The 12,207-nt window shown below is 67.4% G+C and carries 12 protein-coding genes; 9 read left to right on the top strand and 3 right to left on the bottom strand.

Annotated elements, in window-relative coordinates; translation table 11 throughout:
• The first annotated feature begins 30 nt into the window (after positions 1-30).
• A complete protein-coding gene (locus ABD154_RS04885) occupies positions 31-846 on the top strand; it encodes a ParA family protein (RefSeq protein WP_137826149.1) in 816 nt (271 codons plus the stop codon).
• 102 nt (positions 847-948) lie between these two features.
• Here the strand turns inward: ABD154_RS04885 and ABD154_RS04880 are convergent, their stop codons facing one another.
• Positions 949-1,530 carry a MerR family transcriptional regulator gene (locus ABD154_RS04880; RefSeq protein WP_137826148.1) on the bottom strand — a complete coding sequence of 194 codons (582 nt, stop codon included), beginning with the start codon at positions 1,528-1,530 and terminating at the stop codon, positions 949-951.
• 251 nt (positions 1,531-1,781) lie between these two features.
• On the bottom strand, positions 1,782-2,513 hold the full coding sequence (locus ABD154_RS04875; protein WP_198498752.1) for a lysophospholipid acyltransferase family protein: 732 nt from the start codon (positions 2,511-2,513) through the stop codon (positions 1,782-1,784).
• Positions 2,514-2,614: 101 nt separating this feature from the next.
• On the opposite strand from ABD154_RS04875, the gene ABD154_RS04870 reads away from it, so the two are divergent.
• From ABD154_RS04870 to ABD154_RS04860, 3 genes are read left to right on the top strand one after another with little or no spacing between them, the layout of a single operon-like run.
• A complete protein-coding gene (locus tag ABD154_RS04870) occupies positions 2,615-3,442 on the top strand; it encodes an alpha/beta hydrolase (RefSeq protein WP_198498751.1) in 828 nt (275 codons plus the stop codon).
• 15 nt (positions 3,443-3,457) lie between these two features.
• Positions 3,458-3,883, top strand: coding sequence for a hypothetical protein (locus ABD154_RS04865; RefSeq protein ID WP_198498750.1), 426 nt, complete (start codon positions 3,458-3,460; stop codon positions 3,881-3,883).
• A gap of 34 nt (positions 3,884-3,917) precedes the next feature.
• Positions 3,918-5,672: a DEDD exonuclease domain-containing protein gene (locus ABD154_RS04860; protein WP_198498749.1), complete on the top strand. Its 1,755-nt coding sequence runs from the start codon at positions 3,918-3,920 to the stop codon at positions 5,670-5,672.
• On the opposite strand, the gene trpD is transcribed toward ABD154_RS04860, so the two are convergent.
• The gene (gene trpD, locus ABD154_RS04855) at positions 5,640-6,761 is read right to left on the bottom strand and encodes an anthranilate phosphoribosyltransferase (RefSeq protein WP_198498748.1); all 1,122 of its coding nucleotides are present in this window, start codon (positions 6,759-6,761) and stop codon (positions 5,640-5,642) included. The genes ABD154_RS04860 and trpD overlap by 33 nt on opposite strands.
• Positions 6,762-6,980: 219 nt before the next feature.
• Here trpD and ctaE point away from each other — a divergent pair, with 219 nt between their 5' ends.
• From ctaE to ABD154_RS04830, 5 genes are all read left to right on the top strand, one after another.
• On the top strand, positions 6,981-7,619 hold the full coding sequence (gene ctaE / locus ABD154_RS04850; protein WP_486005686.1) for an aa3-type cytochrome oxidase subunit III: 639 nt from the start codon (positions 6,981-6,983) through the stop codon (positions 7,617-7,619).
• 55 nt (positions 7,620-7,674) lie between these two features.
• The gene (qcrC, locus tag ABD154_RS04845; protein WP_198498747.1) at positions 7,675-8,460 is read left to right on the top strand and encodes a cytochrome bc1 complex diheme cytochrome c subunit; all 786 of its coding nucleotides are present in this window, start codon (positions 7,675-7,677) and stop codon (positions 8,458-8,460) included.
• A 52-nt stretch (positions 8,461-8,512) separates the two neighbouring features.
• The gene (gene qcrA / locus ABD154_RS04840) at positions 8,513-9,556 is read left to right on the top strand and encodes a cytochrome bc1 complex Rieske iron-sulfur subunit (protein ID WP_198498746.1); all 1,044 of its coding nucleotides are present in this window, start codon (positions 8,513-8,515) and stop codon (positions 9,554-9,556) included.
• Positions 9,553-11,178 carry a cytochrome bc1 complex cytochrome b subunit gene (gene qcrB, locus ABD154_RS04835; RefSeq protein ID WP_198498745.1) on the top strand — a complete coding sequence of 542 codons (1,626 nt, stop codon included), beginning with the start codon at positions 9,553-9,555 and terminating at the stop codon, positions 11,176-11,178. Before qcrA ends, qcrB begins: the two co-directional genes overlap by 4 nt.
• Before the next feature lie 790 nt (positions 11,179-11,968).
• A partial coding sequence (locus ABD154_RS04830) for a hypothetical protein (RefSeq protein ID WP_344250424.1) occupies positions 11,969-12,207 on the top strand: 239 nt, incomplete at its 3' end.

The raw sequence follows: 12,207 nt of genomic DNA, 5'->3' as shown, positions 1-12,207 counted from the left end.
CGAACGGGGAGGATACGTTACCGTAGGAGGGTGCTTGTCCTCAGTATCAGCAGTCTCAAGGGCGGCGTCGGCAAGACGTCCGTGACCCTCGGTCTCGCGTCGGCCGCGTACAACCGCGGCATCCCGACGCTCGTCGTCGACATGGACCCGCAGGCGGACTCGTCGACGGGACTCGACGTCCCCACCTCGACGCGGGTCGACATCGCCGACGTCCTCGCCGCCCCGAAATCGCAGAAGATCCTCTCCGAGGCGATCATCCCCTCGGGGTGGGTCGGTGACAAGCTGGGGCACCTCGATGTCATCTCCGGCTCGCCGCGGGCCGCGGAGTTCGACCGCCCCTCCCTGTCCGAGCGCTACCTGCGCCGGCTCGAGGATGCGCTCAGCCGGATCGCGAAGGGCTACCGGCTCGTCCTCATCGACTGCCCGCCGAGCCTCAACGGACTCACCCGCACCGCGTGGACGGCGAGCAGCCGGGTGGCGGTCGTCACCGAGCCGAGTCTCTTCTCCGTCGCCGCCGCCGATCGCGCGCTGCGCGCCGCCGACGAGCTGCGCCAACGCGGCACCTCGGACATCCAACCGCTCGGTCTCGTCGTCAACCGCGTGCGCGCCGGTTCCACCGAGCACGACTACCGGATCACGGAGATGCGGGAGATGTTCGGCCCGCTCGTCCTCAATCCTCCGCTCGCCGAACGCGCTGTCATGCAGCAGGCGCAGGGCTCAGCTCGGCCCATCCATTCGTGGCCGGGCAAACCCGCCGAGGAGGTCGCCTCCTCCTTCGACGCCCTCCTCGAGCGCGCCCTGCGCTCGGAGAACATCCGCGGCCGAAAATCGGCTAAGCAGTCCTAGGCTCTCCCTGCCGGAGTGACTCTCCCTGCCGGAGTGCGGCAGAACGACGAAGGGCCCAACCGATCCGGTTGGGCCCTTCGCCATTCCCCCTGAGGTGTGTGCTCAGCCGAGCTTCTGGGCGCGGCGCTGCGCGAGCTCGTCCATCGCGAGGACGGCGGAATCGTCTTCGGGCAGTCGCTCGCTCGGCAGTTCCGAGAGGCTGCCTTCGACTTCGTTCCACACGCGGCCGACGGCGATGCCGAAGACTCCCTGTCCGCCCTGGAGGAGGTCGACGACCTCATCGGGCGAGGTGCATTCGAAGACGCTCGCGCCATCGGACATCAGCGTGATCTGGGAGAGGTCCTCGACGCCGCGTGAGCGCAGGTGGTCGACGGCGGTGCGGATCGACTGCAGCCCGACACCGGTGTCGAGGAGGCGCTTGACGATCTTGAGGACGAGGATGTCGCGGAAGCTGTAGAGCCGCTGGCTGCCGGAGCCGGTGGCATTGCGGATCGAGGGAGTGACGAGGTCGGTGCGTGCCCAGTAGTCGAGGCGCCGGTAGCTGATGCCGACGACCTTGCACACGGTGGGACCGCGGTAGCCGGCCTCTTCGTCGAGGACGGGCAGGTCGTCGTCGAACAGGAGACCCTGTGCTGCCGACGGCAGTGGCGTCGACTCGACGCTTTCGTGACTTGAGCGGTTCACACCGACTCCTCCTTATAGTCCCTGGGGGAAGCGAGGCCGCTTCGAAGGGTCAGAGAATGGAATCATTCTACCGCTCTTCGCAGCGAACCTACAGTGGGATTCAACAACTCCAAACTATTCTGCCGCGGAGGCCGCGACAAACACCCCAAGGTAACGATTTGCGCGTGTCGCCGTTATGGGAGGAATCGAACACCGGTCCCTGCCTGTGGAGCACTCGGCAGACACGGGCTGTGACCTCGGACGATGGGTCCTCAGCCGGCGTTGGTGTCGTCGGGTTCCTCCGCTGCCTTCTTCGGCTTCGCCGAGGTGAGCAGCTTCGTCTTCACGGTCGAGGCGTAGGTGTCGACGTACTCCTGGCCGCTCAGGCGCATGATCTCGTACATGATCTCATCGGTGATCGACCGCAGCAGGAAGCGGTCGACGGGCAGGCCCTCGTACTTCGAGAAGTCCATCGGCGAGCCGAAGACGACCCCGACGCGTCGGAACTTCGGGATGAGACGGCCGGCGGGCTGGATCTTGTCGGTGCCGATGATCGCGACGGGGATGACGGGGGCACCGGATTCGAGGACGAGGCGGGCGATGCCGGTCCGGCCGCGGTAGAGCTTGCCGTCGGGAGAGCGCGTCCCCTCGGGGTAGATGCCCAGCGAGTTGCCCTCGCGGAGGACCTTGAGCCCGGATTCCAGCGACGCCTGCGACCCGGAGCCGCCGCCGCGGTCCATCGGCAGCTGGTTGTTGAGTTTGAAGAACCACCGCGTCGCCGCGCCCTTGATGCCGCGTCCGGTGAAGTAGTCCTTCTTCGCGAGGTAGACGACGGGGCGGGGGGCGAGCAGCGGAACGAAGATCGAATCCATGAAGTGCATGTGGTTGCCGGCGATGATCGCCGGGCCGTCCTGCGGCAGGTTGTCCAAACCGCGCACCCACGGACGGAAGAGGATCCGCAGGATGGGTCCGGCCAGGACCCGTTTGAGAAACCAGTAGAACACGCGCACCCTTCCATGTCACGACGCTTGAACGTCCCCGGTCATCATATATCCAACTGCACTGTCGAACCGTGCGCCGCCGGCCGACGTGCGATGCTGGTGGAATGGACATCGACTTCACCCCCTCTGCCGCACCGCGCGCCGCGTACTCGGCGATCGCCCCGACCGCGGACACCGCGGTCCTCTTCCTCCACGGCATCACCGGCTCACCGGCGGCCTGGCAGCCGATCGCGCGCGCCCTGGCAGCCGACGACCTCAGCGTCTCCGTTCCCCTCCTCCCCGGCCACGGCGGCACGTGGCGGGAACTCGCGGCGACGACGTGGGCGGACTGGCTGACCGCCGCCGAGGCGGAGCTGCGTGAGCTCCAGGCCCGCCACACCCGGGTCGTCGTCGCCGGACTCTCGATGGGCGGGGCACTCACCCTGGCACTGGCGACGGGTGCGAACCCACCGGATGAGATCGTCCTCGTCAACCCCGGTCTCCACATCGACTCCCCGCTCACTCCCCTGCTGCCCGTGCTCAGGCACGTCGTCCCCTTCGTCCCGGCGATCGGCAACGACATCGCCCATCCCGACCGGGACGAGTTCGCCGGCGACCGGACACCTGTGGCCGCGGTCGCCTCGTTCGCCGCGGCCCTCACCGACCTCCGGGAGAACCTCTGGCAGGTGGGAACGCCGACGACGGTGCTCGTGTCCGGTCAGGACAGCGTCGTCGGACCGCGGAGTCTGCGGGTGCTCCGGTCCCGCCTCGGCGTGCGCCCCGACATCGTGCCGCTGCGGCGCAGTCGACACGTGGCGACCCTCGACTACGATGCCGACGTCATCGCCGAGGCGGTCGCCGCCGCCGCACACCGCACGCCTGCTCCGCGCACGGCCGGGGCCCCGCGGTCGGGGACGGATTCGCCCGCGCCGGGAATATCGCGCAAGCGGTGATTGCTGATGAATGACATGAGCGACGACGAGACCGAGGACTGGCGCCGGCAGGTGCCGGAATCCGAGACGATCGGCGACTCCTCCCGGGTCAGCGACAGCCACTGGGAGGATGTCGTGGCCCGGCTCTCCGAACCGGATGCGCCGATGAGCGAGATGCCCGTCGAGGAGATCCGGGAGCGGCTGGCCGACGCCGAGCACTGGGAGCCCGAGCCGGCGGCCCCGATCGGGTGGCGCACGGCTCCCCCGACGCTCATGCTCTCCGTCGTCGCGACCTTCGGAGCCGTCGTCCTCCTCATCATCGGCGCGGTCCTCTTCCGTCCGCTGCCCCAATGGTTCCTCCTCGTCGGACTCGCCGTCGGCATCGGCGGTGCGATCGGGCTGTTCTTCCACCTGCCCAAGCAGTCGCGCACCGAGGGCGGCGACAGCGGAGCCTCGGTGTGAGCGCGTGTCAGGGGCGCCTGGCACACTGGCGACCATGACGTCTCCCGCCACTCCCTTCGATCGGGCGCCGACCCGTCTCGAGCACACGCAGCTGAGCCTCGAGGACATCGGCACCCCGCTTTACGACGTCACGTTCGTCGTCGTCGACCTCGAGACGACGGGCACGCACGCGGGAACGGCGGAGATCACCGAGATCGGTGCGGTCAAGCTGCGCGCCGGGGAGGTCATCGGGGAGTTCCAGACCCTCGTCAAGCCCGAGCACTCCGTCATCACCCCGTTCGTCTCCCGGCTCACCGGCATCACCCACGCCATGGTCGATGACGCCCCGACGATCCGCTCGGTGCTTCCGAGCTTCCTCGAATTCGCCGCCGGCACCGTGCTCGTCGCCCACAACGCCCCCTTCGACATCGGCTTCCTCCGCTCCGCATGCGACCGCCTCGACTACCACTGGCCGAATCCCCAGGTGCTCGACACGGTGACGCTCTCGCGCCGCGTGCTCGGTCGCGACGAGGTCCGCAACCACAAACTCGGCACGCTCGCCGCCCACTTCGGCACCGCGGTCGAACCCGACCACCGCGCGCTGTCGGACGCTCGGGCGACCGGCGAGGTGCTCCACCGCCTCCTCGAGCGGTTCGGGAGCTTCGGCATCACCACCCTCGAAGAGCTCGCGACGGTCCGCCAGGCCGGGTGGGCGCGACGCCAGGCCAAAGCGCATCTCGCCAAGGGCGTGCCGGCCGAACCCGGCGTCTACATGTTCGTCGACGGCACCCGCCGCGTCCTCTACATCGGCAAATCCGGCAATATGGCCCGGCGCGTGCGCGGCTACTTCAACGCCTCGGAGAATCGGGGGCGGATGGCCGAGATGATCACCGCGGCGCAGGAGGTCACCGCCCTGCCCTGCGCGCACGTCCTCGAGGCGGAGGTGCGCGAGGTCCGGCTCATCGGCGAACTCGCCCCGCCGTACAACCGGCGGTCGAAGAACCCCGAGCGCAACGCCTGGGTCGTCCTCAGCGGCGAGGCCTACCCGAGGCTCTCCGTCGCCCGCTCCCGCTCGGCACTTGAGCGCTCACCGGCTCCGCCGCTGGGCCCGTTCCGGTCCCGGAAGCGGGCTCAGGCGGTCAAGGAGCTCCTCGAGACCCTCTACCCCGTCAAACGGTGCACCGCGAAGGTGAGTCCGGCGACGCTGGCAGCCCACCGGGCGTGCGTGAGCGCCCAGGTCGGACAGTGCGGGGGTCCCTGCGCCGGGGTCACCGATCCGGGCGCGTACCGGACGGCCATCGCCGGGCTCATCGGCGCGCTGTCAGGAGACTTCACCTCGCTGCACGAGCACAGCCGGGAGCGGATGGCGCGGCTGGCCGGTGAGGCCCGCTACGAGACTGCCGCCGAGGTCCGCGACGGCATGCGGGCGGCACTGTCGACAGCCGCCCGCGCGGAGACCGTGGTACGCCTGGCCGCCGTCGAGGAGATCCAGGCGTGGGCTCCGGGCGGCGAGGGCGGAATCGACCTCGCTGTCATCCGCCGCGGTCGGCTCGCCGCGGCCGGTCACCGGTCGACGCCGAGCGGCCTCGACGCGGCGTTCGCAGCACTCGCGGCGACCGCGGAGTGGGTGCCGGCCCCGGGCCTGTTCCCCTCCCCCGGTGATCCGCTGCCCGAGGAGACGCGGATGCTCGCCCACTGGCTGGAGACGGCCGTGCCGTGGTCGGTGACCGGGGAGTGGGCGCTGCCGCGGGAGGGCGCGGTCTTCCACGCCCGGGCCTCAGGCGCCGTTCGCCTCGGCGATGCGTCGTGAGACCGTGACGAGCTGATCGAGCTTCTGGGCCCCGAGCCCGGCGTCGACGGTGTCCTCGACGATGCGCAGCTTCGCGGCGAGGCGTTCGGTGAACGACCCGACAGCGGCCTCGTCGGCGGCGACGAGCGCAGCGGCGGCGTTGATGAGGACGATGTCGCGCACCGGTGACTTCTCACCGGCGAGCACCGACCGGGTGATCGCGGCGTTCTCGAGCGGTCCGCCGCCGCGCAGGTCGTCCTTCGTCACCCGTTCGAACCCGAGGTCGAGGGCATCGAACGTCGTGTGCTCGACCTCGCCGTGGCGGACCTCCCAGACGTCGTTGACGTCGGTGTTGCTCAGTTCGTCGAGACCGTCCCGGGAGCGGAAGACGACCGCCTGGTGACCGCGTTTGGCGAGGGTGCCGACGACGAGCGGGGCCATCTGCGCATCGGCGACGCCGATCGCGGTGTGCCGGGCGCGGGCCGGGTTCGTCAGCGGACCGAGGATGTTGAACGCCGTCGGCACGCTGATCTGGCGCCGCACGGCGGCGACGAACTGCATCGACGGGTGGAAGACGTTGGCGAAGCAGAACGCCAGCCCCACCTCGGCGGCGACGATGCCCGTCTGCTCGGGCGTGATGTCGAACCGGACGCCGAGGGCCTCGAGGACGTCGGCCGACCCCGACGCCGAGGAGGTCGCCCGGTTGCCGTGCTTGACGACCCGCTGCCCGGTGGCGGAGATGATCATCGCCGCGGTCGAGGAGATGTTCGCCGTCTTCGCCCGGTCACCACCGGTGCCGACGATGTCGACGGAGTCCTCGAGACCGGGCAGGGGCACGGCGTGCTCCATCATCGCCGCGACGAGACCGGCGATCTCCGCAACCGTCTCGCCCTTCGTGTGGTGCGCGGCGAGGAATGCGGCCATCGTCACATCGGGAGTCTGGCCGGACATGATCTGATCCATCGCCCACGAGGCCTGGGCCTCGGTGAGGTCCTGACCGTGCATGAGGGTCATGAGCAGGTCGGGCCAGTTCGCAGTGACGTCCGCACCTGTCGATTCGGTCCCGGTGACCGTGGTCGCCGGGGCTGTCGTGCGCGGGTGATCCGTCATTGCTCAGTGCTCTCCATCTGGGGGCGCGTGCACCGCCTCCGAACAGGAGGCGGACCTTACCTGCGGCATCCTATCGCGTCTTCGACACGCGGGGTGGAGATCACAGAATCACGAGATTGGGGCACCAATCCGGGGATTTCGCTACACCGTGTAGAAATTTCTCCTCCGAAACCTGGGTAAAAGGTGAAAACTCACCCCGAGACGGGTAATAATGGTGGGGTGTCAACTGCCACTGCATCCCAGACAGCGCCAGCGCATCCGGTAGTCAATCGCCCGAATGTGACCACGGTGGGCTTCATCGTGTTCCTCGCGAGCGACCTGATGTTCTTTGCCGCGCTCTTCGCCATGTACTTCACCATCCGATCCGTCGTCCCGGGTCTGTGGGAGACGCAGACCGAGCTGCTGAACGTCCCGTTCGCGCTCGGCAACACCATCATCCTGGTGTCGTCGTCCTTCACCTGTCAGATGGGCGTGTTCGCGGCTGAGCGGTTCCGGCCCCGCCGGACCGGAGGGCTGTTCAACATCGCCAAGTGGGGCATGATCGAGTGGTTCTACCTCACGTTCCTCCTCGGCGCGGTCTTCGTCTCGGGTCAGGTCATGGAGTACGCGGAGCTCGTGCGCGAGGGTCTGTCGATCGACACCGACGGATACGGTTCGGTCTTCTACCTGACCACCGGCTTCCACGGCCTCCACGTCACCATCGGACTCATCTGCTTCCTGCTCGTCATCGGACGCGCCTACGGGGCGAAGAAGTTCGGCCACCACGAAGCCACATTCGCGATCTGCGTGTCCTACTACTGGCACTTCGTCGATGTCGTCTGGATCGGCCTCTTCGGCGTCATCTACCTCCTCCAGTAGTCCACCGCCGACACGGTCACCCGGACATCAGAAACTTCAAGCAAAGGACTTTCCCGTGAAGCTTTTAGCAGATCGCCGCAGGCACCCGATGGCACTCGTCGTGCTGCTCCTCGTGGGCCTGCTGCTGACCGGCGGAGCGTATGCTCTCTTCACTCAGACCTCGAGCGCCAAGGCACAGACCGCCAGCGCCTCTGACATCGAAGAGGGCCAGAAGCTCTTCGCCGCGAACTGCGCAACGTGCCACGGCCTCAATGCCGAGGGCACGAAGGCCGGCCCCGGTCTCATCGGCGTCGGCGCGGCGGCCGTCGACTTCCAGGTCGGCACCGGTCGCATGCCCCTGCAGGCCAACGGCCCGCAGGCCCCCGTCAAGGAACCCCAGTTCGATGAGGAGCAGACCGGGCAGCTGGCAGCGTACGTCGCTTCTCTGGGACCGGGACCGGCGATCCCCGAAGCCCAGTACATCGATCCCGAGAAGGGCGACCCCGCCGTCGGCGGCGGCCTCTTCCGGACCAACTGCGCGATGTGCCACAACGTCGTCGGGGCCGGTGGCGCGCTGACCCGGGGCAAGTACGCCCCGAACCTCCAGGATGTCTCGCCCAAGCACCTCTACGAGGCGATGCAGACCGGACCGCAGAACATGCCCATCTTCAACGACGCGAACCTCACTCCCGAGGACAAGCGGGACATCATCTCCTACGTCCGGGAAGTCTCTGAGAACCCGTCCCCCGGCGGCTTCAAGCTCGGTTCGCTCGGACCAGTGGCCGAGGGCCTCTTCATCTGGTTCTTCGGACTCGCAGCAGTCATCGGTCTGACCGTATGGCTCTCATCGAGAGCGAAATGAGCACAGCGTTGTTGACCACATTCCATTACGAGATTAGACGGGGAAATATTCGATGACCTCGAAAGAGCACTCCGGCGGCGGCAGCCAGCTCGAGGAGTTGAACGGGTTCACCAACCCGGGCCTGCCCGAACACAAGCCGCGTCTGTCCGACTCGGACCCCCGCGCCCAGAAGGTCGCGGAGCGTCAGGTCGCCTTCTGGTTCATGCTGTCGATGGTCGGCACGATCTGGTTCATCGTCGCGTACTTCCTCTTCCCCCTGGGTGAGGAGATGCAGAGCATCCGCATCGCCAACATGATGGTCGGCCTCGGTGCCGCCCTGGCGATGTTCTCCCTCGGCGCCGGCGCGGTGCTGTGGGCGAAGAACCTCATGAGCGATCACGAGGGCATCGACGAACGTCACGACATCAGCGGCAGCGAAGAGGATCAGGCGATCGCGCTCGAGATCCTCCACCAGGCCAAGGAGGAGTCGGGCATCGCCCGTCGCCCGCTCCTGCGCAACACGCTCATCGCAGCGCTGGCGATCGCTCCCCTGCCCGCGATCCTCGTCTTCCGCGACCTCGGTCCGCTGCCCGGAGACGCCCTGTTCAAGACCCTGTGGGGCGAGGGCGTGAGGCTCATCCGCGATCCGGGCGGCATTCCCAGCCCCGATTCGGAGCGCCCTATCAAGGCCGAGGACGTCACGATCGGCTCCGCCTACCACGTGCTGCCCTCCGGCATCGGCGACGAGTCCAACGCCGGTCACGCGCTCGACGAGAAGGCGAAGGCCGCCGTTCTCCTCATGCGCATCGACCCCAAGGAGCTCAAAGAGGATCCGGCACGCGCCGACTGGTCGCACGACGGCATCGTCGCGTACTCGAAGATCTGCACCCATGTCGGCTGCCCGGTGGCCCTCTACGAGCACCAGACCCACCATCTGCTCTGCCCGTGCCACCAGTCGACGTTCGACGTGACCGAGCACTGCAAGGTCATCTTCGGCCCGGCGAAGCGCCCGCTGCCGCAGCTGCCCATCCGGGTGGACAGCGAAGGCTACCTGGTCGCGCAGTCGGACTTCCCTGAGCCTGTCGGACCTACGTTCTGGGAGATCAATCACCCATGAGTACTACACAGCCCACAACAACCGTCGGGAAGCTGACGAACTTCACCGAACAGCGCGTCGGGGCCTCCGTCCTCGTCCGCGAGTTCGGGCGCAAGATCTTCCCGTCGCACTGGTCCTTCATGCTCGGCGAGGTCGCCCTCTACAGCTTCGTCATCGTCGTCCTCTCGGGCACGTTCCTCACGTTCTTCTTCCAGCCCGCGATGGGCGAGCTCCACTACGAGGGACCCTGGGTGCCGCTGCGCGGCGTCCAGATCTCCGAGGCCTATGATTCGACGCTGGCGATCTCCTTCGAGATCCGCGGCGGGCTCTTCATCCGCCAGATGCACCACTGGGGCGCCCTGCTCTTCGTTGCGGCACTGAGCCTCCACATGCTGCGCGTGTTCTTCACGGGTGCCTTCCGCAAGCCGCGCGAGCTCAACTGGGTCGTCGGCGTGCTGCTCCTCATCCTCGCGATGGCAGCCGGCTTCACCGGCTACTCGCTGCCGGACGACCTGCTCTCGGGCAACGGCCTGCGCATCATCGACGGCATCCTCAAGTCGCTGCCGCTCGTCGGCACCTACATCTCGTTCTTCCTCTTCGGCGGCGAGTTCCCGGGTGTCGACATCGTGTCGCGACTGTACTCGCTGCACATCATGATCGTCCCGGCGCTGCTCATTGCGCTCATCGGCATCCACCTCATCTTCGTCGTCGTCCACAAGCACACGCAGTGGCCCGGCGCCGGACACACCGAGAAGAACGTCGTCGGCGAACCCGTCCTCCCGACGTTCGCTGCGAAGGGCGGAGGATTCTTCTTCCTCATCTTCGGTCTCATCTCCGTCATCTCGGCACTGTTCACGATCAACCCGATCTGGAACTACGGACCGTACGACCCCTCCCCCGTCTCCGCCGGCACGCAGCCGGACTGGTACATCGGCTGGGCCGACGGATTCCTCCGCATCGTGCCGGGCTGGTTCGAGTTCTACATCGCCGGCTGGCCGATCTCGTTCAACATCAACAGCGCCGTGCTCGTCATGGGCGGTGTGTTCGCCGCGATGTTCGTCTACCCGTTCTTCGAGGCCTGGCTGCTCAAGGACAACCGCGAGCACCACATCCTCGACCGTCCGCGCAACAACCCCACACGCACCGCCATCGGTGTCGCAGGCATCATCTTCTACTGCAACATGTGGGCTGCTGCGTCGGGTGACATCATCGCCGTGTTCTTCCACATGTCGCTCAACGACATGATCTACATCTTCCGCGCGCTCTTCTTCATCGGCCCGGTCATCGGCTACATCGTGACCAAGCGCATGTGCCTCGCACTGCAGCGCAAGGACCGTGAGGTCGCTCTGCACGGTCGGGAGACGGCGAACATCATCCGCCTCCCCCACGGCGAATTCCTCGAGCGTCACGAGGCGCTCCCGCCGAACAAGCTGTGGAAGCTCACCGCGTTCGAATCGCCGCACTACATCCCGCCGCAGCCGAACGCCGAGGGCAAGGTGACCAAGCTCGAGAAGTTCCGCGCCCGCCTGTCGAAGTTCTTCTTCGAAGATCGTGTGGCACCGGTGACGAAGACCGAGCTCGAGGCCTCGCACCACGACCACGGAGCGGTCGAAGGCGCGGATCAGAAGTCGATCAGCCACTGATCGTCACGGTTCGGACTCCGGTGAGAGTCGGATCCTGACCCGCTGACTTTCGTCGGACCCGAGAGGGCCCAGCACATCGCGTGCTGGGCCCTCTTGCGTACCCGCCCACCGTCCCCGCTCCCCCGGCTTCACAGCCTCGAGAACACCCTGCCGATGGGTGCACCTGGCGTTCGGCTGATCGACGGCGTCCGCGATCTCCCCGCGCTCATCTCCCCGCGCTCATCTCTCCTGTCCTGCGCAAACCTTCACGGTGTAACTCAGGCTGCCGAACAGCCTGGCGGCCCCTCAATCAACAGGTCGCGTGAAAATGTGGTCCCCAAAGGCGAGATATTCACGCCAAGTGTTGAATGAGCGGCCGGTCATTCGCCGAAGCGGTGACAAACGCGCTCAGTGTTGAACGAGCGGGGCGATCTCGGCGCGGAGTGCGGCCGGCGCGTTCCTTCGGGGAGGTGCACCCCGCGGCTGAACAACCACGAGGCCGCGTTGCCGGCGAGACCACTCCCCTGATCACGATGAACTTCCTCGGCGGCGAGGCCACTCCCCGGCCCCGACGGACCCCCTCGTCGACGCGAAGGAACCGGTGGGCTAGGACTCTCTCAACGGTACTGCTGAGGACGCCGCTTTCCAGGTTGTGGTGGTTCGTTGACGACGGTGGAGGGTGTTCGCTGTCCTCGGGCCGAGATCGCTTGACGCATCCGTGGCGCGTCCCCCCCCACCTGCGGGTTGCCGAGGCGGGAACGATCGCTCCAACGGAGAGAGCACCTGTTGCCGACGACGCTCGTGAGGTCCCGTGGTCCTCGACGTGGTCGACCATGTCGGTGGAGTCAATGACGGCCGAAAACTGACCCCGCAGCGACGGATCCGTGCGACCGCCTCGGCGCAGGGTCAGCTCAGCAGACGCGGCGACCGCACCGCTTTCGACCAACGCGCCTCCGACCGCCGCGTCGACGACTACGGCGACCACCGTGCCGACCACTACGCGGAGCACGATGTTCCCCGCCCTGGACGGGTAGGAGAAGACGCTCCGGC

Source organism: Brevibacterium sanguinis, assembly GCF_039528855.1.
Classification (GTDB): domain Bacteria; phylum Actinomycetota; class Actinomycetes; order Actinomycetales; family Brevibacteriaceae; genus Brevibacterium; species Brevibacterium sanguinis.
This window is presented reverse-complemented; position numbering and strand designations above follow the sequence as displayed.

What these genes read in the sequence shown, in the direction of transcription:
- ABD154_RS04870 (WP_198498751.1), top strand. Translation starts at nt 2,615, where the DNA reads ATGGACATCGACTTCACCCCCTCTGCCGCACCGCGCGCCGCGTACTCG.
- ABD154_RS04865 (WP_198498750.1), top strand. Translation starts at nt 3,458, where the DNA reads ATGAGCGACGACGAGACCGAGGACTGGCGCCGGCAGGTGCCGGAATCC.
- ABD154_RS04860 (WP_198498749.1), top strand. Translation starts at nt 3,918, where the DNA reads ATGACGTCTCCCGCCACTCCCTTCGATCGGGCGCCGACCCGTCTCGAG.
- trpD (WP_198498748.1), bottom strand. Translation starts at nt 6,761, where the DNA reads ATGACGGATCACCCGCGCACGACAGCCCCGGCGACCACGGTCACCGGG.
- qcrA (WP_198498746.1), top strand. Translation starts at nt 8,513, where the DNA reads ATGACCTCGAAAGAGCACTCCGGCGGCGGCAGCCAGCTCGAGGAGTTG.
- qcrB (WP_198498745.1), top strand. Translation starts at nt 9,553, where the DNA reads ATGAGTACTACACAGCCCACAACAACCGTCGGGAAGCTGACGAACTTC.